23 protein-coding genes are annotated in these 26,303 nt (G+C 68.5%); 6 read left to right on the top strand and 17 right to left on the bottom strand.

What is annotated here, in order from left to right:
* The 4 genes from P409_RS03175 to P409_RS03160 form a co-directional block, all read right to left on the bottom strand.
* Positions 1–215: ATP-binding cassette domain-containing protein (locus P409_RS03175; protein WP_034831612.1), on the bottom strand; the 215-nt coding region annotated here is incomplete at its 3' end.
* Positions 208–1,176, bottom strand: coding sequence for a branched-chain amino acid ABC transporter permease (locus P409_RS03170; protein WP_034831611.1), 969 nt, complete (start codon positions 1,174–1,176; stop codon positions 208–210). The genes P409_RS03170 and P409_RS03175, both read right to left, overlap by 8 nt.
* Positions 1,177–1,186: 10 nt before the next feature.
* The gene (locus tag P409_RS03165; RefSeq protein ID WP_034831610.1) at positions 1,187–2,086 is read right to left on the bottom strand and encodes a branched-chain amino acid ABC transporter permease; all 900 of its coding nucleotides are present in this window, start codon (positions 2,084–2,086) and stop codon (positions 1,187–1,189) included.
* A 79-nt stretch (positions 2,087–2,165) separates the two neighbouring features.
* Positions 2,166–3,389, bottom strand: coding sequence for an ABC transporter substrate-binding protein (locus P409_RS03160; protein WP_034831609.1), 1,224 nt, complete (start codon positions 3,387–3,389; stop codon positions 2,166–2,168).
* A 72-nt stretch (positions 3,390–3,461) separates the two neighbouring features.
* Between P409_RS03160 and P409_RS03155 the strand changes: the two genes are divergently transcribed.
* Both P409_RS03155 and P409_RS03150 read left to right on the top strand, forming a co-directional pair.
* A complete protein-coding gene (locus tag P409_RS03155) occupies positions 3,462–4,361 on the top strand; it encodes a MurR/RpiR family transcriptional regulator (protein ID WP_202964534.1) in 900 nt (299 codons plus the stop codon).
* 14 nt (positions 4,362–4,375) lie between these two features.
* Positions 4,376–5,713, top strand: a complete 1,338-nt coding sequence (locus P409_RS03150) for an aspartate aminotransferase family protein (RefSeq protein ID WP_034831607.1) — start codon at positions 4,376–4,378, stop codon at positions 5,711–5,713.
* A 21-nt stretch (positions 5,714–5,734) separates the two neighbouring features.
* On the opposite strand, the gene P409_RS03145 is transcribed toward P409_RS03150, so the two are convergent.
* From P409_RS03145 to P409_RS03105, 9 genes are all read right to left on the bottom strand, one after another.
* Positions 5,735–6,811 (bottom strand): tartrate dehydrogenase, encoded by a 1,077-nt coding sequence (locus tag P409_RS03145; RefSeq protein ID WP_034831606.1) that lies wholly within the window; start codon positions 6,809–6,811, stop codon positions 5,735–5,737.
* Positions 6,798–7,889: an isocitrate/isopropylmalate dehydrogenase family protein gene (locus P409_RS03140; RefSeq protein WP_034831605.1), complete on the bottom strand. Its 1,092-nt coding sequence runs from the start codon at positions 7,887–7,889 to the stop codon at positions 6,798–6,800. The genes P409_RS03145 and P409_RS03140 overlap by 14 nt, the downstream gene beginning before the upstream one ends.
* Before the next feature lie 17 nt (positions 7,890–7,906).
* Entirely contained in the window at positions 7,907–9,316 is a 1,410-nt protein-coding gene (locus P409_RS03135) for an MmgE/PrpD family protein (RefSeq protein WP_034831604.1), read from the bottom strand.
* Between the two features lie 238 nt (positions 9,317–9,554).
* Positions 9,555–10,268, bottom strand: a complete 714-nt coding sequence (locus tag P409_RS03130) for an FCD domain-containing protein (protein ID WP_052119971.1) — start codon at positions 10,266–10,268, stop codon at positions 9,555–9,557.
* Between the two features lie 194 nt (positions 10,269–10,462).
* Entirely contained in the window at positions 10,463–12,190 is a 1,728-nt protein-coding gene (locus P409_RS03125; protein WP_034831617.1) for an ABC transporter permease, read from the bottom strand.
* Between the two features lie 215 nt (positions 12,191–12,405).
* Positions 12,406–13,452, bottom strand: coding sequence for an ABC transporter substrate-binding protein (locus P409_RS03120; protein WP_034831603.1), 1,047 nt, complete (start codon positions 13,450–13,452; stop codon positions 12,406–12,408).
* Positions 13,453–13,463: 11 nt separating this feature from the next.
* The gene (locus P409_RS03115) at positions 13,464–14,531 is read right to left on the bottom strand and encodes an ABC transporter ATP-binding protein (protein WP_034831602.1); all 1,068 of its coding nucleotides are present in this window, start codon (positions 14,529–14,531) and stop codon (positions 13,464–13,466) included.
* A gap of 224 nt (positions 14,532–14,755) precedes the next feature.
* The gene (locus P409_RS03110; protein WP_034831601.1) at positions 14,756–15,829 is read right to left on the bottom strand and encodes a tartrate dehydrogenase; all 1,074 of its coding nucleotides are present in this window, start codon (positions 15,827–15,829) and stop codon (positions 14,756–14,758) included.
* A 28-nt stretch (positions 15,830–15,857) separates the two neighbouring features.
* A complete protein-coding gene (locus tag P409_RS03105; protein WP_034831600.1) occupies positions 15,858–16,895 on the bottom strand; it encodes a PdxA family dehydrogenase in 1,038 nt (345 codons plus the stop codon).
* A 164-nt stretch (positions 16,896–17,059) separates the two neighbouring features.
* Between P409_RS03105 and P409_RS03100 the strand changes: the two genes are divergently transcribed.
* A complete protein-coding gene (locus P409_RS03100) occupies positions 17,060–18,052 on the top strand; it encodes an alpha/beta fold hydrolase (protein WP_202964533.1) in 993 nt (330 codons plus the stop codon).
* Between the two features lie 267 nt (positions 18,053–18,319).
* Here P409_RS03100 and P409_RS03095 read toward each other — a convergent pair whose 3' ends face one another.
* From P409_RS03095 to P409_RS03080, 4 genes are all read right to left on the bottom strand, one after another.
* A complete protein-coding gene (locus P409_RS03095; protein ID WP_034831599.1) occupies positions 18,320–22,033 on the bottom strand; it encodes a vitamin B12-dependent ribonucleotide reductase in 3,714 nt (1,237 codons plus the stop codon).
* Positions 22,034–22,498: 465 nt separating this feature from the next.
* Positions 22,499–22,969, bottom strand: a complete 471-nt coding sequence (locus P409_RS03090; RefSeq protein WP_052119969.1) for a GNAT family N-acetyltransferase — start codon at positions 22,967–22,969, stop codon at positions 22,499–22,501.
* A gap of 97 nt (positions 22,970–23,066) precedes the next feature.
* Entirely contained in the window at positions 23,067–23,558 is a 492-nt protein-coding gene (locus tag P409_RS03085) for a hypothetical protein (protein ID WP_034831597.1), read from the bottom strand.
* A gap of 163 nt (positions 23,559–23,721) precedes the next feature.
* A complete protein-coding gene (locus tag P409_RS03080) occupies positions 23,722–24,156 on the bottom strand; it encodes a bleomycin resistance protein (RefSeq protein WP_034831594.1) in 435 nt (144 codons plus the stop codon).
* Between the two features lie 126 nt (positions 24,157–24,282).
* Here P409_RS03080 and P409_RS03075 point away from each other — a divergent pair, with 126 nt between their 5' ends.
* The 3 genes from P409_RS03075 to P409_RS03065 all read left to right on the top strand — a co-directional run bounded on the left by P409_RS03075 (position 24,283) and on the right by P409_RS03065 (position 26,255).
* Positions 24,283–25,233, top strand: coding sequence for a metallophosphoesterase family protein (locus P409_RS03075; RefSeq protein WP_034831593.1), 951 nt, complete (start codon positions 24,283–24,285; stop codon positions 25,231–25,233).
* Positions 25,234–25,263: 30 nt separating this feature from the next.
* Positions 25,264–25,596, top strand: coding sequence for a cupredoxin domain-containing protein (locus tag P409_RS03070; protein ID WP_052119968.1), 333 nt, complete (start codon positions 25,264–25,266; stop codon positions 25,594–25,596).
* 104 nt (positions 25,597–25,700) lie between these two features.
* Entirely contained in the window at positions 25,701–26,255 is a 555-nt protein-coding gene (locus tag P409_RS03065) for a sigma-70 family RNA polymerase sigma factor (RefSeq protein ID WP_034831592.1), read from the top strand.
* The last annotated feature ends 48 nt before the right edge of the window (positions 26,256–26,303 follow it).

Here is a 26,303-nt window from a genome sequence, read left to right as displayed (position 1 = left end):
ATGTCGTGGTCTCCGACACGGATCGAGCCACTGTTCGGCTTGAGCGCTCCGGTCACCATGTTGATAGTCGTGGTCTTGCCGGAGCCGTTCGGCCCGATCAGCCCGACGATCTCGCCCCGCCCGAGCCCGAAGGACAGGTCCTCGACGGCATGGATGCCGCCGAAATGCTTGGACAGATCGCCGACGGAGAAGAAGGGCGCGCCGTCCTCAGCCATCGCTAGGCTCCTCCATGGCCGATGCCGTCGGGCGCGGCTGCGGCCGGCGGCGTGCCAGCTGCTCCAGCGCCGGAAACAGGCCGTTCTGCGCGAAGCGCTGCACCAGGATCAGCGCCAGCCCCATCAGCACGAACCGCCACTCGCCGTAGGAGCGCAGCGATTCCGAAAGCAGAAAGACCACCGCGGCGCCGATCACCGCTCCCGTCAGGCTTTCGATGCCGCCGATCACGGCCATGGCGATGACCAGCCCCATCTCCGGCAGGATGGCGATGTTCGGGGTGAGAATGCCGATGAAGTGGCCGTAATAGATGCCGGCGATGGCGGCGATGACGCTGGTGACGACGAAGACCAGGATCTTGTATCGCGTCGTGTCGACGCCGCTGGCGCGGGCGGCGCCTTCGTCTTCGCGGATGGCGCGCAGGAACAGCCCGACCCGCGTGGCGAGGAGGACGTTCATGGCACCGACCGCCAGGACGACGAGGGCGAGGCCGAGATAGTAGTAGGGCATGTCGGTCCGGCCCGGGAACAGGCCCGGGACCGGCAGGCCCTGCATGCCGCGGGTCACGTCTTCCTCGGCGACCAGCACCAGCCGGAAGATCTCGGAAATCGCCAGGGTGAACAAGGCGAGATAGGGCCCTGACAGCCGCAGCACGAGGGCGCCGATCAGGGCACCGACCACGGCGGCCAGAAGGATCGCGGTCACGATGGCGAGCGGCAGCGGAAATCCCAGCTGCCCGGCGCAGAGGGCCGAGGCATAGCCACCGAGCGCGGCGAAGGCGACATGGGCGAAGGAGAACTGCCCGGCATAGCCGGCCAGCAAGGCCCAGCTCGCGGCCAGCAGCGCATAGTACCAGGCGATGGCGCCGACATGGATCCAGTAGGGGCCGGCCAGCAGCGGCAGGACCAGGGCGATCGCGAGGAGCAGGATCTGGCTCCCCTGGGTAAAGGAGGGGCGCAGCATCGGGCGCCTCCTATTCCAGCCGCAGATGCGACCGCCCGAACAGGCCGGTCGGCCGGAGGAGCAGGGTGACGACGAGCAGCAGCGCGCCGAAGGCCTGGGTGTAGGCCAGTGCCCGGTTCGGGTCGGGCAGGTAGCCGACGCCGAGCCCCTGGACGAGGCCGAGCAGGATGCCGCCGGCGATGCTGCCGCCGACCGAGCCCATGCCGCCGAGAACGATGATGATGAAGGCCTGCACCGCCGGCAGGTCGCCCATCGAAGGCGACAGCGCGAAGATCGGGGCGATCAGCGCGCCGGCGCCGCCGGCCAGCGCCGAGCCGAGGCCGAAGGCGACCGTGTACATGCGGCGCGGGTCGATGCCGATCACGGCCGCCGACTCCCGGCTCTGGCTGACGGCGTCGAGCGCCTGGCCCAGGGCGGTGCGCTTCAGGAAGACGGTGAGGCCGACGAGCAGGACGACGGCGACGATCGCTGCGATGAGCCGTTCGTAAGGAAGGATCAGCGGCCCGAGGATCAGCACGCCCGCCATGAAGGAGGGCGGCGACTTGGCGAAGGGCCCGAACACCACCAGGCCGAGATTGGTCAGCAGGATGGTCAGGCCGAAGGTGACGATGATGGCGTACTCGTCCTTCCGCTCCACCTTGTCGGTGTACATCGGCGCGATGACCAGCCGTTCGAAGACGACGCCGAAGAGGAAGAGGGCGATCATGGCGCCGGCCACCCCGGCCAGCGGCGGCAGGCCCAGCGCCGAGATCAGGTAGTAGGACGCGTAGCCGCCCAGCATGTAGAGCGAGCCGTGGCCGAAATTGACGACCTTCAGCACGGAGAAGACCAGTGTCAGCCCCGACGCCACGAGGGCGAAGATCAGGCCGATGACCAGGCCGTTGACGGCGAGGAGGAGGAAATAGCTCATGGTCCGGGCGCTGCCGCAGGTCGATGGGACGGATCCGGCGAAATGACGGCCGGCAGCCTCGGGCCGCCGGCCGCTCCGATCACTTGCCGGGCAGGATCTTGTCCGTGGTGGCCCAGGCCTTCGGATAGACGATGGCCGCGTCTTCCGGCGACTGGTTCTCCTCGGTGTACTGGATGATGGTGAAGGGGACGTCCTTGAACTGATGGAAAGCCCAGTCCGGGGTCTTGTCCGTCGGGAAGGTATAGGTGGCGTTCACGCCCTCGTACCTGATCTCCTCCAACGCCTTGATGATTGCGGCGCGGTCGGCGGAGCCGGCCTTCCTGATCGCCTCGATGACGACGCCGAGCGTGTCGTAGGCCTCCAGCGCGACGCCGGTGGGCGCCCGGTTGTAGCGCTCGGTGAACGCCTTCACGAACTCCTTCGCCTTGTCGTTCCACTGCGACTTCGGCTGCGCGACATTGACGATCAGCAGGTGCTTGGCGCAGGGGCCGACGACCTCCCACACCTCCTTCTGCAGCAGGCCGGACGACCCGATCAGGGCCGTCTCCGCAGTGGGGGCGAGGCCGAGCTGGCATGCCTGCTTGACCAGCTGGTACTGCGCCTGGCCGGCGATCACCATCTGGATGGCGTCGGGCCGCGGGCTCTGGCTCATCAGGCGCAGCAGCGCCGGGGTGAAGTCCTGCTGGTTCAGGTCGACCGTCGCCATGGTGTAGGGGACGCCCTTGGCCTTCAGCTCGCCGGCGATGACCTGGGCTCCGCCCTGCCCGAAATCGGTGTTCTCGGCGACGATGGCGATGTTCTTGAAGCCCTGCTCGACCGTCCAGTCGGCCGCCTTGACGTAGACCAGCGAGTTGGCGGGCGCGAGGCGGAACACCTCCGGATACTGCTTGGCGGTGATGGCGTCGGCCCAGACATCCGTGCCGACCCAGGGAACGCCGTATTTGTGCGCTTCCTCGATCTCGGCGAGGGCGACCGAGGAGTGGAACTCCCCGATGATCGCCGCGACATTGTCCTTGGTGATCAGGCGCACGGCGGCGGCGCTGCCTTCCGCCGGCTGGCCCTTGGTGTCCTCGTAGGTGACCTCGATCTGGCGGCCCAGCACGCCGCCGGCCTTGTTGATCTGGTCGACTTCGAGCTGGACGGCCCATTGCATCTCCTGGCCGCCGGAATAGTTGCCGGGCGGGGACAGCGGCCCGACCCAGCCGATGGCGATCGGGTCCTCGGCCATCGCCGGTCCTGCGGCGAAGGCCAGCGCCACCAGCGTCAGCGCGGTGCCGAGATGACGATGCGGATGACGGTTCATCGAGCTCTCCCTGCGTTCTTGGCCCTGTTTGGATGAAACGCTACACTCATTTTTTGAGTTTTGAAATGTTCATTGCAGCAGTGGATCGGCGGGCGTAAGTTCCGGTCCATGTCGGAACCGGCCTTCCGTTCGCGCCTCCTGGAGGCCTATCAGGCGATGCCGCGCCAGCTGCGTGCCGCGGCGCAATGGGTGCTCGACAATCCGCGCGACGTGGCGCTGCTGACGATGCGGGAGCAGGCGCGCCGGGCCGGCGTGACACCAGCCTCGATGACGCGGCTGGCGCAGCGCATGGGGCTCGACGGCTACGAGGACCTGCGCGCCCTCCATGCCGAGAGCCTGCGGCGGGGGGAGACGGAGTTTTCCGACAAGGCGGGCGCGCTGGTCGAACGCCGCCGGCAGGGCGGCGACGGCGCCCTGGCCTTCGACCTGATGGAGACGCTGGAGCGCCACCTGGCAGCGCTGTGCCGGCCCGCGGCGCTCGAGGACGTGACCAGGGCCGCCGCTGTGCTCGCCGCGGCCGGGCGCGTCCATGTGCTCGGCTACCGCTCCAGCTACACGGTGGCCTGCCATTTCGCCTATGTATACGGGCTTGCCGGTGGCGCGGTCCGCCTGCTCGACGCCCCGGGCGGAACGGGGCCGGACGCCTTGCGGGAAGCCGGGCAGGGCGATGCCCTGCTCGCCGTCAGCGTGAAGCCGTACACGCGCGCGGCGGTCGAGCTCGCGGATTACGCGCTGGCGCGCGGGCTCGACGTCGTCGCGATCACGGACAGCGTGGTGTCACCGCTGGTGGTCCGGGCGCGCGTCGCCATCATCGTTCCGACCGAAAGCCCGTCCTTCTTCCACACGATGGCGCCGGCCTTCGCGGTCGCCGAGGCGCTGGCCGCTATCCTCGCGGCGACCGCCGGCGAAGGGGCCCTCGCCGCAGTGCGCGCGATGGAACGCCAGTTCAGGGCCCTTTCCACCCACATCTAGGCTCGGCCGATGCCATGACCCGCATTCTGCACCGATCGATCAAGGGCAAGCTTCCCGTCGCCGTCGGCGGCAAGGGCATCGAGCTGTTCGACAGCGACGGCCGCCGCTACATCGACGCGTCCGGCGGCGCCGCCGTCTCCTGCCTCGGCCACGGCCATCCGGACGTGATCGCCGCGATGCACGCCCAGCTCGACACGCTCGCCTACGCCCATACCGGCTTCTTCACCACCGAGGTGGCCGAGCAGCTGGCCGACCGGCTGGTCGCCGACGCCCCAGCGGGCATCGGCCATGTCTACCTCGTCAGCGGCGGCTCCGAGGCTGTCGAGGCAGCGCTGAAGATGGCGCGGCAATACTTCGTCGAAAGGGGAGAGCCGCAGCGCCGCCACATCATCGCCCGCCGGCAGAGCTATCATGGCAACACGCTCGGCGCGCTCGCCGCCGGCGGCAATGAATGGCGGCGCAGCCAGTTCAGGCCGCTGCTGATCGAGACGCACCACATCGACCCGTGCTTCGCCTATCGCTTCCAGCGGCCCGGGGAATCCGACGCCGACTATGCGGCGCGCGCCGCGCAGGCGCTGGAGGACAAGATCCTGGAGCTCGGCGGGGACGAGGTCATCGCCTTCGTCGCCGAGACGGTGGTGGGGGCCACGGCCGGTGCCGTGCCGCCGGTCGCGGACTACCTGAAGCGGATCCGCGCCATCTGCGACCGCTACGGCGTGCTGCTCATCCTCGACGAGGTGATGTGCGGCATGGGGCGCACGGGCACGCTGCACGCGTGTGAGCAGGACGGCGTCGCCCCGGACCTGATGGTGATCGCCAAGGGTCTCGGCGGCGGCTACCAGCCGATCGGCGCGGTGCTGCTGTCGGACCGGATCTTCGAGGCCTTCGCCGAGGGCTCGGGCTTCTTCCAGCACGGCCACACCTATATGGGCCATCCGATGGCGGCCGCGGCCGGGCTCGCGGTGCAGGAGGTGATCCGCCGCGACAACCTGCTGGCGAATGTCAGGCAGATGGGCGGGCATCTGGCACGACGCCTGGCCGAGCGCTTCGGCAACCACCACCATGTCGGCGACGTCCGCGGCCGCGGCCTGTTCCAGGCGATCGACCTCGTCGCCGACCGCGGCACCAGGGAGCCGTTCGATCCCGGGCTGAAGCTTCATGCCCGGATCAAGCAGGCGGCGATGGACCACGGCCTGATGGTCTATCCGATGGGCGGCACGATCGACGGCAGGCGCGGCGACCACGTGCTGATCGCACCGCCCTTCATCTCGACCGCCGATGACATCGACGAGATCGTGGAGCGGCTGGGCAACGCCGTCGACACGGCCCTGTCCGGAATGCCGGCAGGGTGAGCGCCGGCTGACCCGGACGGCTCAGGCGTTGCCGCCGCGCAGGGCCGCGATCACTGCATCCGTCACCTCTTGCGTGCCCGCCGTGCCGCCGAGATCCGGGCTCAGATGCTCCCGCCGCTCGGTCACCGTCTCGATGGCGGCCATCAGGCGGCGGGCGGCGGCGCCCTCGCCGAGATGGTCGAGCATCAGGCTGGCTGTCCAGAACGACCCCAGCGGGTTGGCGACGCCCTTGCCCATGATGTCGAAGGCGGAGCCGTGGATCGGCTCGAACATCGACGGGCGCCGGCGCGACGGGTCGATATTGGCGGTCGACCCGATGCCGAGCGATCCGCCCAGCGCGGCGGCGAGGTCCGACAGGATGTCGGCGTGCAGGTTGGTGGCCAGCACCGTGTCGATCGAGCCGGGCTTGTTGACCATGCGCTGGGTCATGGCGTCGACCAGCATCCAGTCGACGGTCAGGCCGGGATAGTCACGGATGACCTCCTTCACCACCTCGTCCCAGAACACCATGCCGTGGCGCTGCGCGTTGGATTTGGTGACGACCGTCAGCAGCCGCCGGGGGCGGGAGGAGGCGAGGTCGCAAGCGAAGCGGGCGATGCGCTCGACCCCCGCCCGGGTGAATACGGCGACATCCATGCCCACCTCGATCGGCAGGCCGCGATGGGCCCGGCCGCCGACCCCGGCATATTCGCCCTCGCTGTTCTCGCGCACGATCACCCAGTCGATCTGCCGGCCCAACTCCGGCCGCAGCGGGCCGGCCAGGCCGGGCAGCAGGCGCGTCGGCCGGACATTGGCATACTGGTCGAAGCCCTGGCAGATCGCCAGGCGCAGGCCCCACAGGGTGATGTCGTCCGGCAGGTCCGGGTCGCCGACCGCGCCGAAATAGATCGCGTCGAACCCTTCCAGCTGCGCCAGTCCATCCTGCGGCATCATCCGGCCATTGCGACGGTAGTAGTCCGAGCCCCAGTCGAACCGCTCGAAGCCGAAGGACAGGCCGGGCTCGACCTCGGCCAGCGCCTGCAGCACGCGGACGCCGGCCTCGACCACCTCGACGCCGATTCCGTCGCCGCCGAGGACGGCAATTCTATGCGAGGACATGGTCGGTCTCCGTCTCGATGGCGTTCACGATGGCGTCGGTCATTCCGGCGGTGCCGGCGGTTCCGCGGATATCGCCGGTCCGCGTCTCCGGCTTGGCCAGCGCCGCCACCGTGGCCCTGCCCATCAGTGCGGCGGCGGCCACGGCTTCGGGAACGCCACGGTCGCGGCCCAGCCAGTCCAGCATCATGCGCGTCGATTCGATCATCGCGAAAGGATTGGCGATGCCGCGGCCGGCGATATCGGGGGCGGAGCCGTGCGCCGCCTGTGCCATGGCGATGGCGCCCTCGCCGATGCACAGGCCGGGCGCCATGCCCAGGCCGCCCACCAGCCCGGCGGCCTCGTCGGTCAGGATGTCGCCGAACATGTTGGTGGTCACCACCACGTCGAAGGTCTGCGGGTCGCGCAGCAGCCGCATGGCGAAGGTGTCGACGATCACCTCGTCCACCGTCACGTCCGGGAAGTCCTCGGCGGCGCGGTGGCATTCCTCGACGAACATGCCGCAGCCCAGCTTGAACACCGTGTTCTTGTGCACCAGGGTCAGCTTCCGGCGCCGGGCCCGCGCGATCTCCAGCGCCGCCTTGGCCACGCGATAGCTGCCCTGGCGGGTGATCACCCGCACCGAGATGGTGGTGTCCTCGGTCGGCCGGAACTCGCCGGAGCCCGCGACGACGTTGCGGTCGGGCTGGAACCCCTCGTTGTTCTCGCGGACGATGACCAGGTCGACATCGTCGAACAGCGCGCCGAGGCCGGGGTAGGAGCGGGTCGGCCGGACATTGGCGAACAGGCCGAAATGCTTGCGCAGGATCGGGTGCGGGTTGATGGCGCCCGGCCCCTTTGGATAGGCGCGATGGCCGATCGGGCCGAGGATGAAGCCATCCATCGCCGCCAGCGCCTCGAGCGTGCCGTCCGGCATGGTCGACCCGTGCGTGTCCAGCGCCCGGCGGCCGATCGGCATCGGCCGCCAGTCGATGTCGAGCCCGGCGCGGGCGGCGGCGGCGCGCGCCACCCGGACCGAGGCGGGCACGATCTCGAGGCCGATATCGTCGCCGTCGAGGATGCCGATGGTGAGGTGAGCCATGGCCGCATCCCGCCCGGTCAGCCGGCCCGCGCGACCAGGCTCATCAGCCGCTCGATCGAGGGCTGCCGCTCCAAGTCGCGCACCAGGTCCACCACCTCGTCCGCCGCGGCCCGGCCCAGGCCGGCATGGGCGGCGTTGTCGCGGAACTTGGCGGCGACCTCGTCATAGCTCATCGGGTTGGCCGGGCTGCCCTTGCCGAAATCGGCCTCGCCATGGATCGTACGGCCGTCGCGGAGGGTGATGTCGATGATCGTCGTCATCTTGTGATAGCCGGCCCGCTCGGCCCGCTCATCGACCACGAAATCAACCTTCCCGATCATCGCCCGGACGTCGTCGCGCCGGGTGGTCTTGTCGGTGAACTCCGACAGGCCCGCCTTGCCGTCCAGCAGCAGGATGGCCATGCAGAACTCCATCGAGAATTTCGCCTGCAGCTCGTCCTGCGGGCGGTGATGGATCAGGGCGTTGGGCATGTTGGAGTTGGTGCCGACGCGAACGCGCTCGACATCCGCCGCCTTGATGCCGTGCTCGCGGATCAGCCGCGCCATCTCGGTCATGCCCGGATGGGTCAGCGACCCCGAGGGGTGCGGCTTGATCGAGATGCCGGGGTCGGCGAAGGTCCAGGGCGCCCCGAGGCGGGACTGGATCGCCCCGGCGTCGTAGCCGCCGCCGGCGGCCTGGAAGAAGCCGCGCGGCGCCTCCAGGATCCTGTCGGTCGCGGTCCAGCCGGAGGCGGCGAGCTGGGCGGCGACGATGCCGCTCTCCGACGACCGGCCGGCATGAAAGGGCTTGGTCATCGTGCCGAAATTCTCGCGCAGCCCGGCCGACTGGCTGCCGGCGACCGACAGCGCGCGGGCCGTCGCCTCGGCATCGAGCCGGAGCAGCGAGGCGGCGGCGGCCGCGGCGGCGAAGGTGCCGCAGGTGGCGGTGGCGTGGAACCCGGTCTGGTAGTGGCGGGGGGCGATCGCCTCGGCAATCTTGCACTCCACTTCCACCCCCAGGTGATAGGCCAGCATCACCGCGCCGCCGGACGCCCCGGTCTGCTCGCCCATGGCGAGCGCCGCGGGCAGGGCAGGGGCGGTGGGGTGGGTCAGCAGGCCGTAGACCCGGTCGGTGGCGACCGCCAGCTGGGTGTCGTCATAGTCGTCGGCATGGATGCCGACGCCGTTGGCGAAGGCCGCGAAGCGCGGGGCGACCTTGCGGCCCGCCCCGATCACCGTCGCCGCGCCGGGCTGCAGCCCGAGCTCGTCCAGATGCTGCCGGACGAGCTCGCCGCTGCGGACCACCGACCCGGACAGGGCCAGGCCCAGCCCGTCAAGGATGGACTTCTTCCCCAGCGCGACCACGTCGTCCGGAAGATCGGCCAGCCCGGTGTCGGAAACGAAGCCGGCCACGTAATTCGTGAGACCGGTCTGAACGGCGTTGCCCATCGATCTTCCCCGTCGTTGAGAGCGGCCCCGCACGGCCTTCGGGCTGGCCGTTGGATGGAACCTGAAGGGGATTAGGCAGATGGCATTGGTAAACTGTCAACAATTTTCTGTTGGCAAAAAGGCGCCGAGCATGCCCCGCATTCCGAGGACGAGACATGGCAGGCCATGCCGCCTCCGCGGCCGGCGGCTCACATCATTCTGATGGTTCGGGGCGGCGAGGGCCGGCCGGTGCCGGCCGTCAGCCTTCCGGCGGGTGGCGATGGACCAGCTCCGCCGCCCGGCGCGTGCGCGACATGCCGTTGATGATATGCGCGTATCCGGCGGCGAAAGCCCGCTGCTGGTCGCGCGCGGCCACCGCGTCGAAGATCGCCCGATGCTCGGCGTTGGAGACGTCGAGCACGTCGCCGCTGGCCAGAGCGCGGTAGCGCTGGATGTGCAGCTCACGCGCCAGACCCAGATAGATCTGCGCCAGCCGGGCGTTGCCGGAGGCCCGCGCCAGCTCGGAATGGAACTGCAGGTTCACCGGGTAGTAGTGGCTGACCTCGCCGGCCGCCGCGAGCCCGTCCATCCGGTCGACCAGCTCGCGCAGCTTGGCGATCTCGGCGTCGCTGATGCGCATGGCGGCGCACATGGCGAGGGAGGCGAAGACGCAGGCGCGGGCCTCGGAGACGTCGCGCGCCTCGTCGCTGCTCAGCTCCCGCACGAAGAAGCCGCGGTTCGGGATGATCTGGATCAGGCCGAGCGCGGCCAGGGCGCTGCAGGCCTCCCGGATCGGCCCGCGGCTGACCTTGAGGCGCTGGGCCAGGGCGTTCTCGTTGATCCGCTCATTCGGGGTGAACTCGCCCTCGACGATCATCCGCTCGATCTCGGTCTGCACGACATTCGTCAGCGACCGTGTGCGCAGGAAATCGATGGGCGAGAAGCCCGGCGTGTTGTCGGTGGTGTCCGTCATGGGTCGGAAGTCCGTTCAATGCCGTTCAGGCCATGTCGCCCGGTCCCGGCGCGGCGGTTCGCGGTCTCCACCTCGCCGATCTCCCCCAGCCGCTGCGACGACGACATCATCAGGATATAGCCATAACGGAGGCGAGCCCCCGGTTGTCAAGCGGGCCGACCGCTGCGGTCCTGGAGCGGGGCCTGTCCTCCATCTCAATTCACCCTCGGCTTCGCTCCGCCCAGCACGGGCAGCTTGTTGGCGATCAGGACCACGGTGAAGGAGACCACCAGCAGCAGGATGCCCAGCACCGCGATGGCCCCGTAGTCGCCGCTCTCGTTGAGATCGTAGATGATGACCGACACCAGCTTGGTCTGCGCCGTCGTCAGCAGGATGGTGGCCGACAGCTCCCGGATCGTGCCGATGAAGACGAAGCACCAGGCGGCGACGACGGTGGTGCGCAGCAGCGGCGCCGTGATCTGCCACAGGCTGCGCAGCCGGGTGGCGCCGAGGATGCGGCTGGCCTCCTCCAGCTCGGGATGCACCCCCCGGATGGCGGCGGAGAGCTGCTGGTAGCCCGATGGCAGCTCGATCGTCAGGAAGGCGATCAGCAGGATCCACAGCGTGCCGTACAGCCGCAGCGCGGGGTTGGCATAGGCCAGGAACAGCCCTACGCCGAGAACGATGCCGGGAACCGCGATCGGCGCCGTCGCCAGGACGCCGAGCAGGGAGGCGCCGGGCACGGCGCGGCGCGCGACCAGGTAGGAGACGACCAGCGCCATGCCGGTCGCCAGGGTCGCCGTGGCCAGGCCGAGGATCAGCGTGTTCCAGATCGCCAGGCGGGTGGCGGACAGGTCGAACAGCACGAACTCGAAATTGTGCAGGGTCAGCGCGCTCCAGCTCAGCGGCTCGGACAGGTTGTGCGTCAGCGCGACCTTCAGCAGGGCGAGATAGGGGAAGACGATGGTGACGCACAGGATCAGCAGCACATAGGCGCCGGCGAGCCATTTCCAGCGGCCGAGCCTGGTGCGGCGCGGCGTGCCGCTCTTTCCGCCGACCACCGTGTAGCCACGCCGGCCGAGCAGCCATTTCTGCAGCCACAGCAGCAGCATGGTGACGACCAGCAGCGGCACGGCGCTGGCCGCGGCGAGGTCGAGGCGCGGCGGGAACTGGAAATAGCTCCAGATCTTTGTCGTCAGCACGTGGAAGCCCGCCGGCAAGGCGAGGATGGCGGGGGAGCCGAACATGGTGAAGGCCTGGACGATCGCGATCAAGGCCCCGGCCAGGATCGCGGGCAGCACCATCGGCAGGGTCACGCGCCGCAGGGTCGTCCCCGGCCTGCCGCCCAGGATCGCCGACGCCTCCTCCAGGTCCGACGGCACCTTGTCGAGCGCATTGGCCACGAGGGTGAAGACGAAGGGAAACGAGTAGCAGGTGATGGCAAAGACCAGGCCCGGGAAGGTGTAGATGTTGAACAGCACCTCCGACGGGTCGAGGTCGAAGGCCCAGCGATAGATGTTGTTGAGGATGCCGCTGTTGGGCGCGGCCAGCATCGCCCAAGCGATGGCGCCGAGGAAGGGCGGCGTCACGAAGGAGGCGGTCACCAGGCTGCGGATCAGGCGCTGCCCCGGCATGTCGGTGCGCGCGACCAGCCAGGCCAGCGGCGTGGCCACGAGGCAGGAGAAGAGCCCGACGCAGGCGGCCATGGCCATCGCGATCAGGAAGGCGCGGTGGATGGTGGCGTCGGACAGCAGGCGGCCGAAATTCGCCAGGGTCAACGACCCCGACCGGTTGGTGACCGCGTAGGTGACCAGCCAGCCGAGGGGAAACAGCACCAGCAGGCACAGGACCGCGGCCAGAAGCAGGAACAGCGGCATCGAAAGGTCGAAGCGGCGAAGCGGCCGGCGGCCGGCGGAATCGGCAGGCAGGGCAGTGCTGGTCACCTGGTCACCTTCGGGCTCGATCCACGGGTGTTCGGTCGGGGCCGGCAATCGGCGGGCAGGGAAGCGAGCGGTACACTCTCCGCTGTCATCCTCGGGCTTGACCCGAGGATCCAGGGGCCTTCAGGAGCGGCTCTTCGTGGCCCCTGGATTGCCGGGTCAAGCCCGGCAATGACAGACGAGACGTGGGTTCCCTTGCGGCTGGCGCCTGGCCGACCTCAGGTCCCGAAATACTCCTCGTATTTCTGCTTGATGTCCTCGATGGCGTCGCGGACATCGGCCGGGTCGGACTCGATCAGCTTGATCTGCGACAGCGGCGTGCGCCCGGCCTTCTCGGTCACGTCGGGCCGGACCGACCGCAGGCCGCCGACATCGACGTTCAGCTGCTGCGCCTGCTGCGAGAACATGAAGGAATAGAACAGCTTCGCCGCGTTCGGATGGGGCGGATAGGCCAGGATCGCCGCATTGCCGAAGGCGATGGAGGTGCCCTCCGGCGGGTAGATCGGCTTGATCGGCACGCCCCGGTCCTGAAGGATGAAGACGTTGTATTCGTTGCCGTCGGCCTGGATCGGCCGCTCGCCCTGGGACAGCACCTTCGGCGGCTCGGTCGAGGACTGGACCTGCATCACCTCCTGATGGCCCAGCTTCTCGAAATAGTCGAAGCCGAGAAGCTGGCTCAGCGCATAGGTCGCGGTCATCACGTTGCCGCTGTATCCGGGGTGCGACTTGACCAGCTTGCCCTTGTATTTGGGGTCCAGCAGGTCGGTCCAGGTCTTCGGCACATCCTCCGGCTTCACCAGATCGGTGCGATAGGCCATGACCGTCAGCGTGGCGCGGAACGCGGCGTACTGGCCGTCCGGGTCCTTGTCATCGGCGCCCCAGAGCTTGGCGACATCCTCCGGCACTGCCGGCGTCAGCCAGCTCTGGTCCTTCAAGGTCAGGAAGTTCGAGGCGTCCGACGTCTCGATGACGTCGGCATTGTGGATGCCGGCCGAATATTCCTGGCCGATGCGCTGGAACACCCGTTCGGAGCCGGCGCGCTCGACCTGGACCTTGAGGCCGGGATACTTGGCCTCGAAGGCGGCGCCCAGCTTCTCGGCCACCTGGACGTCGGTCGAGGTGTAGTAGACGACCGTGCCTTCCTTGGTGGCCGCGGCGACGAGGTCGGGCGTCACCTGATAAGGCTCGGGCGCCGCCGCCCAGCCCGGCCCGCTGCAGCCGATGGCGACGAACAGGGTCACGGCCGCAATTCTTGCGTTCGACATTGTTTCCTCCCTTATCGTGCGAGTGCCCTGCACCGCTCGGGCGGGCAGTGGAGCCAGACCTCCTGGTTCTGCGGGATGGCGACGCCGACCGGGGCGATGGCCCGCACCACCTCGCCGCCCGGCAGGCCGACCAGATAGTCCCGGTGCGAGCCGAGATAGACCTGGCGCATCACCGTGCCCGCCACCCAGTTGCCGGCCTGGCCGTTCGGCCGCTCGGCCGTCAGATGGACGTCGTGATGCCTTACTGAGACGGCGGTCGGGCCATCCGCGGCGAAATCGCCGCTGCCGCAGCGCAGGACCAGCCCGCCGCCGCAATCGACGGCATCGTCGCCGACGCGCCGGCCCTTGAAGATGTTGGTGCCGCCGATGAACTGGGCCACGAATTCCGACCGCGGCCGCTCATAGATGTCTTCCGGCGATCCCGCCTGCTCGACATGGCCCTGGTTCATCACCACGATGATGTCGGCGGCGGTCATCGCCTCGGTCTGGTCGTGGGTCACATAGACCGTCGTGTAGCGGTATTCGTCGTGCAGGCGGCGGATCTCGAACCGCATCTCCTCCCGCAGATTGGCGTCCAGGTTGGACAGCGGCTCGTCCAGCAGCAGCGTCTCCGGCTCGACCACCAGGGCCCGGGCCAGCGACACGCGCTGCTGCTGCCCACCCGACAGCTCGCCGGGATAGCGTTCCGCCAGCTTGTCCAGCCTGGTCGCCTGCAGGATGCGCGCTGTCCGCGCCTGGATGTCGGCCTTGCCCGCGCGCCGCAGCCGCAGGCCGTAGGCGACGTTCTCGAACACCGTCATGTGGGGCCAGAGCGCGTAGCTCTGGAAGATCATCGACATGTTCCGGGCCTCGGGCGGCGCGCTGGCAGCCGGGGAGGAGACGACGCGCCCGCCGACCCGGATCTGCCCCGCCGAGGGTTCCGCGAACCCCGCGACCAGCCGGAGCGTCGTGGTCTTGCCGCAGCCGGACGGGCCGAGCAGGCAGACCAGCTTTCCCTTGTCGATGGCGAGGTCGACGCCGTTGACGACCGTCAGGTCGCCATACCGTTTCGTCAGCCCGTCGAGTTCCACGAAAGGCATGAATCCTCCCAGCCGCTTTGCGGTTCGCACGCGTCTGCCCGAGGGTGGGGTGTTTTTGTTTTCAGAAGATTGTCGACAGTTGACCGTATTTGTCAACGGGGTGTCGTTTCCCGGCCCCTATTTTCATCATGATCCCCGCGAAAGCGGGGGATCTCTTGGCGTTCCGAATGGCAGAAGAGTCCCGCTTTTACGGGAATGACAGCTTTCCTGAGGGTTTTGCAGCCTTAAAGGGCGGCCGCGACCGCATGGCCGCACTCGACGGTGGTGGCGCTGCCGCCCAGGTCACGGGTGCGCAGCGACGGCTGCGCCAGCACGGTCTCGATCGCCGAGACGATCGCCGCCGACGCCTCGGCCTGCCCGAGATGGTCGAGCAGCATGGCGGCGGACCAGATCTGCCCGATCGGGTTGGCGATCCCCTGGCCGGCGATGTCCGGCGCCGATCCGTGCACCGGCTCGAACAGCGAGGGGAAGTTGCGCTCGGGGTTGATGTTGGCGCTCGGCGCGATGCCGATGGTCCCGGTGCAGGCCGGGCCGAGATCCGACAGGATGTCGCCGAACAGGTTGGAGGCGACGACCACGTCGAACCAGTCCGGATGCAGCACGAACTGCGCGGTCAGGATGTCGATGTGGTACTTGTCCCAGCGCACTTCCGGATAGGCCTTGGCGATCTCCACCACCCGCTCGTCCCAATAGGGCATGGTGATCGAGATGCCGTTGGACTTGGTCGCCGAGGTCAGATGCTTGCGCTTGCCCTTGGCCGCCAGCTCGAAGGCGAATTTGAGCACGCGGTCGACGCCGGTGCGGGTCATCACCGTCTCCTGGATCACCACCTCCCGGTCGGTGCCGGGGAACATGCGGCCGCCGATCGAGGAGTATTCGCCCTCGGTGTTCTCGCGCACGACCCAGAAGTCGATGTCACCCGGGCCGCGGCCGGCCAGCGGGCAGGGGACGCCCGGCATCAGGCGGACGGGCCGCAGGTTCACATACTGGTCGAACTCCCGCCGGAACTGGATCAGCGATCCCCACAGCGAGATGTGGTCGGGAACGCCGGCCGGCCAGCCGACCGCGCCGAAGAAGATCGCGTCATGCGACCCGATCTGCGCCTTCCAGTCGTCCGGCATCATCTGGCCGTGGCGGGCGTAATGGTCGTAGGAGGCGAAGTCGAACCAGTCGAGCGACAGGCCGATGCCGAAGTGGGCGGCCGCCTTCTCCAGCACCCGGACACCCTCGGGAACGACCTCCTTGCCGATGCCGTCCCCGGGGATGACGGCGATGCGGAAACTGTTCGATGGCGTCATGATCGCTTCCCAGTCGGCGGGCCCGGTGTCAGGCCGCGGTTTCGGTCCGTTGCAGCCCCTTGCGGCGCGCGAGCTGCGCCGCCAGCCGGACCGCCGCCTCCAGCGCGCCGGTGGTGGCGACGCCCTGGCCGACGATGTCGAAGGCGGTCCCGTGCGCCGGGGTGGTGAACACCGTATCGAGCCCCGCGGTCACCGTCACGCCGCGGCTGAAGCCGCGCAGTTTTGTCGCGATCTGCCCCTGGTCGTGATACATCGCGACCACGCTGTCATACTCGCCGGCGAAGGCCTTGATGTAGACCGTGTCGGACGGGAAGGGGCCCTTGCAGTCGATGCCGGTCGCCGCGGCGGCCTTCACCGCCGGGGCGATCACGTCGATTTCGTCGCGCCCGAACAGCCCGTTCTCCCCGGCATGGGGGTTCAGCGCGGCGACGGCGATGCGCGGCTTGGCGATGCCGGCCCGCTTCATCGTCTGATCGACCAGCTCGATCGCCTGGATGATGCTGTGGTGGTTGATCTGCTCGACCGCCGTGCGCAGCGGCACATGCGAGGTGACGCGCGACATCCACTGGCCGTCCAGCACGTTCATCTCCGAGAAATAGCCCTTGTGGCCCAGGAGATGGGCGAACAGCTTGTGCTCGTCCGGGAAGCGCCAGCCGCCGGCATGCAGGGCGGCCTTGTTCAGGGGCGCGAAGGTGATGGCGTCCAGCCCGCCCTTCAGCGCCAGCCGCACCGCGGCGGCCAGCGTGTCGCCGGTCAGCCGGCCCGACTCGGCCGAGACCGCGGCGCGCGGGAACGCAGCCGGGTCGATGTTGCCGAGATCGATCAGCGGGACATCCGGGCCATCCCAGTCGATGTGCTCCTCATCCTCCACCGGCCGGATGGGCAGCGTGACGCCGGCGTCGCGGGCGCCCATCTCCAGCACCCGGCGGTCGCCGAAGACGACGATCCGGGCGGCATCGGCCAGCCGGCCATCCGAGACGACGCGGGCCACCAGCTCCGGACCGATGCCGGTCGCATCGCCCATCAGCAGGGCCAGGCGGGGGGCGGCTGCGCTTGAATCCGTCATGGTGCGTTTCCTCGGCTCTGGCCGGCATCGACGGCCGGGCGACGCTGTCGATCCCGGGGCCGCTGCGATGATCGTGCTCCCGCTTTGATGAAAGTCAACTGAAAATTGTTGACAGTTTTCAATTCGAGGAAAAGGGTACAGCCACCATTCGCGGGAGGAAGAGCATGGTTTCCCAGACCTCACCGGCCGCCAGCGCGCCAATGCCGCCATTGGCGACGGGCCATGGATCGCTGATGGAGGGCTTCATCTATCGGCGCATCAAGACCAGCGGCGCCGAGATCAACACCGCCATCGCGGGCAACGGGCCGCCGCTGTTGCTGATCCACGGCAACCCGCTGACCCATGTCAGCTGGCATTGCATTGCGCCGTCGCTGGCGAAGACCTTCACGGTGGTGGCGATCGACCTGCGCGGCTATGGCGACAGCGCCAAGCCGGATGGCGGGCCGGACCATGCCGCCTACAGCTTCCGGGCGATGGGCGAAGACGCCTTCGAGGTGATGACCGCCCTCGGCTTCGACAGCTTCGCCCTCGCCGGGCACGACCGGGGGGCGCGGGTCGGCTTCCGCATGGCGCTCGACCGGCCGGACCGGGTCACCCGGTTCTGCGCGCTCGACATCATCCCGACCCATCACCTGCTGACCAATGTCACGCTCGGCTGGGGGCTCGAGAGCTATCACTGGTTCTTCATGGCGCAGAAGGCGCCGTTCCCGGAGAAGCTGATCTGCGCCGACCTCGACTATTACATCCAGTACAAGCTCAACAAGAAGGGCGTCGGCCTGCAGATCTTCACGCCCGAGGCCTTCCGGGAATATGCGCGCTGCACCACGCCGGAGCAGATCCACGCGGTGTGCGAGGATTACCGCGCGACCGTGACCCTCGACCTGGCGATGGACGCGGCGGATTTCGGCAAGCGCCGGATCGAATGCCCGATCATGGTGCTGTGGGGCAGCAACAGCCATGTCGGGCGCCATCTGAAGCCGATCGAGGCCTGGACGCCCTGGGCGCCGGATCTGCGCGGCTGGGCCATCCCGACCGGCCACTACCCGGCGGAGCATCGCCCGGACCTGGTCTATGAGAGCTTCTGGTCGTTCTTCACCGGCGCGGAGCCCAGGCCCTATTCCCCGGACACCGACGCCATGGCCGGGGCGGCGCTCTGAGAGTCCGGAGGGCGGTTCGGGGCGCCGCGGGCTTCGTGGATCCCGGATCGCTTGACTTCTTGGCCAGACGCTCCGGTGCCGCGCATGAAGCGCGTCACAATGTCCCTGTCGTACAAAAAGACCCTGGCGAGTTCCGCGGAGCGGTCTCGCCAGGGCCGGCTATCCTGAAACTTGGCCTTAGCCAGTGCTCACTATCGCGAGACGAGTGCCGCTTTTGTAAGATTCGACATCGTCTCTTGTTGTCCGCTCCCTATCGCCCTCCGGGCCTCAGCTGCACCCAGTCGTCCCGCCGCAGGTGTCGCATTTCAGGCAGGTGCCGTTCCGCACGAGGGTCATGTTCTGGCATTCGGGGCAGGGGTCGCCCTCATAGCCTTTGGCCCGCGCCTCGCGGATCTTGGCCAGGCGGACATCCGCCGTGCCGTTCAAGGCCGCGCTGCGCAGCGGGACCGGCTCCGGCGCCGGGGCCAGGGCGGTGGCGCCCTCGGTGTGCAGCGCCGTCGCCGCCTCGCTCACCAGCTCCTGCATCTCGCCGACCCGGGCGACGCTGCGGACATTGCCGCCCTCGAACACCCGGAAGTTGCCGCGGACGAAGCCGGTCGAGGCCACCTTGCGGATCGGCGTCGCCTCGGCCACCGCCGGGGTCTTGCCGTCGTCCGAGGTCACGCCCTTGCCGACCGTGTCCGGCGTCAGGTCGTCCGGCGTCGCATGGGCCAAATCGCTGCGGTCGAGATAGGAGACCGCCAGCTCGCGGAAGATGTAGTCGATGATCGAGGTCGCCATCTTGATGGCATCGTTGCCCTGCACCGGGCCCGAGGGCTCGAACCGGGTGAAGGTGAAGGCCTCGACGAACTCCTCCAGCGGCACTCCGTATTGCAGGCCGATCGAGACGGCGATGGCGAAGTTGTTCATCAGGCTGCGGAAGGCGGCGCCTTCCTTGTGCATGTCGATGAAGATCTCACCGAGGCGCCCGTCATCGTACTCGCCGGTGCGGAGATACACCTTGTGGCCGCCGACGATCGCCTTCTGGGTGTAGCCCTTGCGGCGGTGCGGCAGCTTTCCGCGGATGCCGGTCTTCTCGACGATCCGTTCCACCACCCGCTCGACGATCCGCTCCGCCACCATCGGGGCACGGGCCCCGGCCGGCGCGTCGATGATGCGCTCGACCAGGCTCTCCTCCTCGTCCTCGGCATCGTCGTCGAGAAGGGAGGCGTTGAGCGGCTGGCTCAGCTTCGAGCCGTCGCGGTACAGAGCGTTGGCCTTGAGGCAGAGCTGCCAGGACAGCAGGTAGGCGTCCTTGCAGTCCTCGACCGTCGCCGCGTTCGGCATGTTGATGGTCTTGGAGATCGCGCCCGAGATGAAGGGCTGCGCCGCCGCCATCATGCGGATGTGGCTCTCGACCGACAGGAAGCGCTTGCCGATGCGGCCACAGGGGTTGGCGCAGTCGAACACAGGCAGATGCTCGTCCTTCAGCTCCGGCGCGCCCTCGAGCGTCATGGCGCCGCAGCAGAAGGTGTTCGCGGCCTCGATCTCGGCCTTGGAGAAGCCGAGGAAGGCGAGCAGGTCGAAGGTCACGTCGTCCAGCGCCGCCGCCGGCACCTTCAGCGTTCCGGTCAGGAAGTCGTCGCCGAGGGTGTAGCGGTTGAACACGAACTTGATGTCGAAGGCCGATTTCAGGCCCAGCTCGACCGCGTCGATTGCCGCCTGGGTGAAGCCCTTGGCCTTCAGCGCGGCCCAGCCGATCGCCGGCGAGGTCTCCAGCGTGCCGTGGCCGACGGCGTAGCGGATGATCGCCTCGATCTGGTCGTCGCTATAGCCGAGGACGCGCAGCGCCTCCGGCACCACCCGGTTGATGATCTTGAAGTAGCCGCCGCCGGCAAGCTTCTTGAACTTCACCAGGGCGAAGTCGGGCTCGATGCCGGTGGTGTCGCAATCCATCACCAGGCCGATCGTGCCGGTCGGCGCGATCACGGTCGCCTGGGCGTTGCGGTAGCCGAAGCTCTCGCCGAGGCCGAGCGCGCGGTCCCAGGCGCGGCGGGCGGCCGCGACCAGCTCCTGGTCCGGGCAGGCATCGGCCTCCAGCGGCACCGGATTGATCGACAGCCCCTCGTAGCCGTCGGCCTCGCCGTAGGCGGCGCGGCGGTGATTGCGGATCACGCGCAGCATGTGCGGCGCGTTCTTGGCGTAGCCGGGGAAGGGGCCGACCGCCTTGGCCATCTCGGCCGAGGTGGCATAGGCGACGCCGGTCATCAGCGCTGTGATGGCGCCGCACAGCTCGCGGCCCTCGACGCTGTCATAGGACAGGCCCGACGCCATCAGCAGGCCGCCGATATTGGCGTAGCCCAGGCCGAGGGTACGGAACTCGTAGGACAGGCGGGCGATCTCGCGGCTCGGGAACTGCGCCATCATCACCGCGATCTCGAGGGTGATGGTCCACAGCCGGCAGCCATGCTCGAAGGCCGGCACGTCGAAGGAGCCGTCGGCACGGCGGAAGGTCATCAGGTTCAGGGACGCCAGGTTGCAGGCCGTGTCGTCCAGGAACATGTATTCCGAGCACGGATTCGAGGCGTTGATGCGCCCCGATTCCGGGCAGGTGTGCCATTCGTTGATGGTGGTGTCGAACTGCAGCCCCGGATCGGCCGAGGCCCAGGCGGCGTGGCCGATCTTCTCCCACAGGTCGCGGGCCTTCAGCGTCTTCGACACCTTGCCGTCGATGCGGCGGATCAGCTGCCACTCGCCGTCCTGCTGCACCGCCTCGAGGAAGGTGTTGGTCAGCCGGACCGAATTGTTCGAGTTCTGGCCGGAGACGGTCAGGTAGGCGTCCGAATCCCAGTCGGTGTCATAGACCCGGAAGTCGATGCCGGTGTAGCCCTGGCGCGCGAAGTGGATGACACGCTGGACATAGTTCTCCGGCAGCGCCGCTTTGCGGGCGCCCAGGATGGCGCGCTTCAGCGCCTTGTTCTGCTTCGGGTCGAAGCGGTCGCCCGTCTCGGCATCGGAGACGGAATGGCACGCCTCCATCACCTCGTTCAGGTGCTTGCGGGCCAGCTTCGAGCCGGCGACCAGGGCCGCGACCTTCTGCTCCTCGACCACCTTCCAGTCGATATAGGTCTCGATGTCCGGGTGGTCGATGTCGACCGTCACCATCTTGGCGGCGCGGCGGGTGGTGCCGCCCGACTTGATGGCGCCGGCGGCGCGGTCGCCGATCTTGAGGAAGCTCATCAGGCCGGAGGAGCGGCCGCCGCCGGACAGGCGCTCGCCCTCGCCGCGCAGCTTGGAGAAGTTGGAGCCGGTGCCGGAGCCGTATTTGAACAGGCGGGCCTCGCGGACCCACAGGTCCATGATGCCGCCCTCGTTCACCAGGTCGTCGGCGACCGACTGGATGAAGCAGGCATGCGGCTGCGGCCGCTCATAGGCGCTGTCGGACAGGCGCGGCTCGCCGGTCTTCTCGTCGACATACCAGTGGCCCTGGGCCGGGCCGTCGATGCCGTAGGCCCAGTGCAGGCCGGTGTTGAACCATTGCGGGCTGTTCGGCGCGGCCATCTGCTGCGCCAGCATGAAGCGCATCTCGTCGAAATAGGCGCGGGCGTCGGCGGCCGAATCGAACAGCCCGCCCTTCCAGCCCCAATAGGCCCAGGTGCCGGCCAGCCGGTCGAACACCTGCTGCGCCGTGCGCTCGCCGCCCATGCGCTCGGCTTCGGGCAGCTCAGCCAGGGCCTTCTCGTCGGGGATGCTGCGCCACAGGAATTCGGGCACGCCCTTCTCGCGAACGCGCTTCAGCCGCGCCGGGACGCCGGCCTTGCGGAAGTACTTCTGGGCCAGGATGTCGGACGCGACCTGGCTCCACTCCGCCGGCACCTCGATGTCGGTCTGGCGGAACACCACCGAGCCGTCCGGATTGCGGATCTCGCTGGTCGCCGACCGGAACTCGATCCCTTCATAGGCGTCGTGCCCCTCGGCCGTGAAACGCCGTTCGATCCGCATGGCCCCCGATCCTCCTTCGTCCGTCGCGCCGCCGCGACCCCCGTCTGATGCCCAATCGGGGACCGCAATCCCCGCGCCGAACTCCACCGGCGACTCGCATCGGCGAGCCGCCACAGATCAGTCAAGGAACCGTCATCCTAAATCAAAAACAAGTATTGTAATTCAGAATTTTGCTCTCTCTGTGGATAACTCAGTGGAAAGATCAGTGAATTGCCAGTGAAGAACTTGCGGATACTTTCCGTGAGCCGCGGAGCTCCGCGATTCCCGGAGCCGGGGCCGGAGTCGCAACCGACAGAATCGAGACCGGTTCGCCTCTTGTGGCTGGCCCTATCCGTGGGTGGTTCACCGTACCAAGCCCCCACATATTGTGTCAGTTCCGTGGCGTGCGCAAGCGCGGATTTGCGCAACCGCAGGTCATTCCGCATGCGGATTCAGTATGGGAATCTGAGGCTTGCCGGAGAATCCTTAGGTTTCAGGGAAGCCGATGAGGAGGTCGGGCAGGCCTTCCTCGTTGTCGGAGCCGTCGCCCTCGCTGAGGATCCGGCCGCCATGGGAGCCGTAAAAGGCGCGGGCGCGGGCGTTGTGGGCGAAGCAGTAGAGGCGCAGGCCGGGGGCGTCGCGCCGGGCCCAGGCCAGCAGCGCGGTGCCGATGCCCAGCCGGTGGTGGTCGGGGTGGATGTAGAGCTGGTCCAGCCAGCCGTTGTGGAGCGCGGCGTAACCCACGGGCACGCTGTCGCGGCAGGCGATCATCACCTGCGACAGCCGGATCGTGCGCAGCAGGAAGCGGCGGACGGAGGTGCGGCTGTGCAGGTTCGGGATCGCGGCCGACTCGCGGGCCCGGCGGTGGATCGCCGCCAGGGTCCCGGCATCGGCATCCGTAGCCGGCCGCAGCGTCAGCCCGGCCGGTCCGCTCTCGCTTGGGCTGGGTTCGTCCAAGAGGCCCGCCGAGTCTCACCGAAGATGGCGCGACCATGCGGGCAGGGCCACGGGGCGTCAAGGCAGGAGCGTCAGGGCTCCGGTGTCAGGAGAGGAATCAGCGCCTGCTCTGGATATATCGGCGACTCAACTCGCCGGCGGCCGCGACATACCAGGCATCGGCGCTCGCTTGGCCATCGGTCGCGACGCGACGCCGGTACTCGGGCGCCAAGCTGCCGGCCTGGCCGCCGAGCTCACGGGCCGCAGCCGTGTACCAGGTCTGGGCACTGGCCTTGCCATCCCTTGCCGCCCTGCGGTTGAACTCCGGCACCAATGGAGCCATCACGGCGTCCATCACCCGATCCTCGATCGAGGCGGAGACTGCTGTTCCGGCGCCGGCCGCACGGGCGGCATCCCTCTGCCGCCTCTCCTCGTCACGTTGGCGATTCTGCCGGTTGAGATCGTCGTAGATCCCCTGTGTGATGTTGCTCTGGATCGTGGAGTTCAACATCTGCGTCGCGCACTCGACGCATTGCGCCCTGGCCGATGGTGACATCGCCGATCCGACCGACGCCATGATGGCGAGCAGTCCAACATGCTTGCTGAGCATCTTCTCTCCCACCAGCGTTGCTAAAGTTGAGAGCCGGCCAGACCTCGCCTTCCTAGCAACGGACCGTCGCCAAATTATGGCGGGTGCATCCGCTCCAACAGGGCGCGGCCGCGGGATCGGCGCCCTGGAGGCGATGCGGTCCGGCTCCGGCGCATGACCGATATCAGCCGGCTCCCTTCGAGGCCGGCCGCGTGCCGAGACTCCGGCAGAAGCGCAGCAGGTAGCCGTCGGGGTCCTGGACCACGAACTGGCGCTGGCCGAGCATGATGCTCTCGCGGCGGTACCAGCGCTCCTCCATCGGCAGCAGCAGCGGCGCTCCGGCGGCCAGGACGGCGGCGTGCAGCGTGTCGATGTCCGCGACCGAGATCTGGAGATTGATGCCGTGGCCATAGGGGTGCTCCAGCGGCCCGGCCAGCCAGGTGCGCGCCGGATCGGCCGGCTGCTCCAGCATCAGGGCCGCGCCCTCGCGCACCAGATAGGCGAAGCGTTCCTCCGGCCGGTCATACAGCACGGCGAAGCCGAGTACGCCGGTGTAGAAACGAAGGCTGCGGCCGATCTCCGAGACATAGAGCTCCGGCACGAGCGGTGAGGACGGCATGGCAGGCACCGGCAGTGTTCGGGGGCACAGCCTAGCCGAAACAGGGATCGATGTTTCCCGGGAATAAACCCGGCCGGCCCGTGATCTCCACCAGCGGACGATCCCGTCCGCACAGGAGATTCCGTCATGACAGGTGGCGACAAGGGAGATCGGCCGGACGGCATGGACCGCCGCGGCGCCCTGAAATGCATGGTGTGGGCCGGCACCGGAGTGCTGTGGGGGCTGAGCGGCGGCGTGCCGCGGTCGCTCGGCATCGTCGGCGAGGCGATGGCGGCGGAGCCGTCCGGCTTCACCTTCCTGCAGCTCAGCGACAGCCATGTCGGCTTCGACAAGCCGGCGAATCCGAACGCGTTGGGCACCCTGCAGGAGGCGGTGACGCGCATCGGCACCCTGCAGAAGAAGCCCGAATTCCTGATACACACGGGCGACATCAGCCACCTGTCGAAGCCGAAGGAGTTCGATGACGCCGACCAGGTGATCGGCAGTGCCGGCCTGCAGGTGCACTACGTCCCCGGCGAGCACGACCTGCTCGATGACGAGGTCGGGAAGGCCTATCTCGACCGCTACGGCCGCGGCAGCAAGGGCGCCGGCTGGTACAGCTTCGACTCCCACGGCGTGCACTTCATCGGGCTGGTCAACGTCGTCAACCTCAAGGCCGGCGGCCTCGGCAATCTCGGGGACGAGCAGCTCGAATGGCTCGAGGACGACCTGCGCGGCAAGTCGGCCAGCACGCCGATCGTGCTCTTCGCCCACATCCCGCTCTGGCTCGTCTACCAGGACTGGGGCTGGGGGACGGAGGACGGCGCCAAGGCCCTGTCCTACCTGAAGCGCTTCGGCTCGGTCACCGTCCTGAACGGGCACATCCACCAGATCATCCAGAAGGTCGAAGGCAACGTCGTCTTCCACACCGCCAGGTCGACCGCCTTCCCGCAGCCGGCGCCGGGCACCGCGCCCTCGGCCGGCCCGATGAAGGTGCCGGACGACCAGCTGCGCAAGGTGCTCGGGACCACCAGCATCGAGGTCCGTCACGGCAGCAAGCAGCTCGCGCTGACCGACACGCCGCTCGCCGCGTCCTGAGCGGATTTTCCCGACATCCGGAGATCGAGAATGAGCTTCCTGTTTCCCCGGCGCGCCGCCGCCGGGGTTGCCTTCGCCCTGCTGCTCGGCCTGGGCGGTGCCCGGGCCGCGGAGCCGGTCACCATAAGGATCGACAACTTCACCTTCAGCCCGGCCGAGATCACCGTCCCGGCCGGAACCACCGTCACCTGGACCAATGGCGACGACATCCCGCACACGGTCGTGGCGACGGACAAGAGCTTCCGCTCCAAGGCCCTCGACACCGGCGACAGCTTCACCACCACCCTGTCGAAGCCCGGTACGGTCCAGTATTTCTGCAGCCTGCATCCGCATATGACCGGGCGGATCACCGTGACGCCGTGACCCGCCTCCACCTGATCAGGCCGCTCGACGCCGCGGCGGGGCGGGAGGATGCTCGGCTTCGGGGCGGGTCGCGTCGCGCGGCCCGTCCCGGCGGGGAGGCACCGATGCGCGGGACGAAGGATGCGGCGACGCGGTTCCGGGAGACGGTGCTGCCCTACCTGGACGACGCCTACACCCTGGCCCGCTACCTGACCCGCAGCGCGGCGGATGCCGATGACCTGGTGCAGGAGGCCTTCGCCCGGGCCTTGCGCTATTTCGACGGCTTCAGCGGCGGCGACCCGCGGCCCTGGCTGCTGGCGATCCTGCGCAACTGCTTCTATGCCTGGCTGCGGGCACGGCGCGCGCAGCAGGGCGAGCCGCTGCCGGACCCGGAGGAGGCGGCGGCCGAGGCCACCGCCGACCCCTGGGGCCAGACGCCGGAGGATCCGGAGGCGGCCCTGATCCGGATCGATGAGGCGGCGGTGGTGCGCGCCCTGGTCGAGGCGCTGCCGGAGCCGTTCCGCGAGGTGCTGGTGCTGCGGGAGATGAACGACCTGTCCTATCAGCAGATTGCGGAGGTCACGGAGGTGCCGATCGGCACGGTGATGTCGCGGCTGGCCCGGGCCCGGCTGCTGGTCAAGCGCGCCTGGCTGGCCCGCCAGGGGGAGGAGGCACGATGAGCTGCCCCGACAAATCGGTCCTGCTGCACGGCATGCTGGACGGCGAGC

This window comes from Inquilinus limosus MP06 (genome assembly GCF_000767795.1).
GTDB lineage: Bacteria > Pseudomonadota > Alphaproteobacteria > DSM-16000 > Inquilinaceae > Inquilinus > Inquilinus limosus_E.
The sequence above is the reverse complement of the archived record's forward strand: the minus strand, read 5'-3'. Positions and strand labels throughout refer to the sequence as shown.

Bases quoted from the DNA above. Each gene is read 5' to 3' on its own strand.
- P409_RS03170 (WP_034831611.1), bottom strand. From the start codon at position 1,176: ATGCTGCGCCCCTCCTTTACCCAGGGGAGCCAGATCCTGCTCCTCGCG.
- P409_RS03165 (WP_034831610.1), bottom strand. From the start codon at position 2,086: ATGAGCTATTTCCTCCTCCTCGCCGTCAACGGCCTGGTCATCGGCCTG.
- P409_RS03160 (WP_034831609.1), bottom strand. From the start codon at position 3,389: ATGAACCGTCATCCGCATCGTCATCTCGGCACCGCGCTGACGCTGGTG.
- P409_RS03150 (WP_034831607.1), top strand. From the start codon at position 4,376: ATGACCCGCATTCTGCACCGATCGATCAAGGGCAAGCTTCCCGTCGCC.
- P409_RS03145 (WP_034831606.1), bottom strand. From the start codon at position 6,811: ATGTCCTCGCATAGAATTGCCGTCCTCGGCGGCGACGGAATCGGCGTC.
- P409_RS03140 (WP_034831605.1), bottom strand. From the start codon at position 7,889: ATGGCTCACCTCACCATCGGCATCCTCGACGGCGACGATATCGGCCTC.
- P409_RS03135 (WP_034831604.1), bottom strand. From the start codon at position 9,316: ATGGGCAACGCCGTTCAGACCGGTCTCACGAATTACGTGGCCGGCTTC.
- P409_RS03130 (WP_052119971.1), bottom strand. From the start codon at position 10,268: ATGACGGACACCACCGACAACACGCCGGGCTTCTCGCCCATCGATTTC.
- P409_RS03120 (WP_034831603.1), bottom strand. From the start codon at position 13,452: ATGTCGAACGCAAGAATTGCGGCCGTGACCCTGTTCGTCGCCATCGGC.
- P409_RS03115 (WP_034831602.1), bottom strand. From the start codon at position 14,531: ATGCCTTTCGTGGAACTCGACGGGCTGACGAAACGGTATGGCGACCTG.
- P409_RS03110 (WP_034831601.1), bottom strand. From the start codon at position 15,829: ATGACGCCATCGAACAGTTTCCGCATCGCCGTCATCCCCGGGGACGGC.
- P409_RS03105 (WP_034831600.1), bottom strand. From the start codon at position 16,895: ATGACGGATTCAAGCGCAGCCGCCCCCCGCCTGGCCCTGCTGATGGGC.
- P409_RS03100 (WP_202964533.1), top strand. From the start codon at position 17,060: ATGGTTTCCCAGACCTCACCGGCCGCCAGCGCGCCAATGCCGCCATTG.
- P409_RS03095 (WP_034831599.1), bottom strand. From the start codon at position 22,033: ATGCGGATCGAACGGCGTTTCACGGCCGAGGGGCACGACGCCTATGAA.
- P409_RS03085 (WP_034831597.1), bottom strand. From the start codon at position 23,558: ATGCTCAGCAAGCATGTTGGACTGCTCGCCATCATGGCGTCGGTCGGA.
- P409_RS03080 (WP_034831594.1), bottom strand. From the start codon at position 24,156: ATGCCGTCCTCACCGCTCGTGCCGGAGCTCTATGTCTCGGAGATCGGC.
- P409_RS03075 (WP_034831593.1), top strand. From the start codon at position 24,283: ATGACAGGTGGCGACAAGGGAGATCGGCCGGACGGCATGGACCGCCGC.
- P409_RS03070 (WP_052119968.1), top strand. From the start codon at position 25,264: ATGAGCTTCCTGTTTCCCCGGCGCGCCGCCGCCGGGGTTGCCTTCGCC.
- P409_RS03065 (WP_034831592.1), top strand. From the start codon at position 25,701: ATGCGCGGGACGAAGGATGCGGCGACGCGGTTCCGGGAGACGGTGCTG.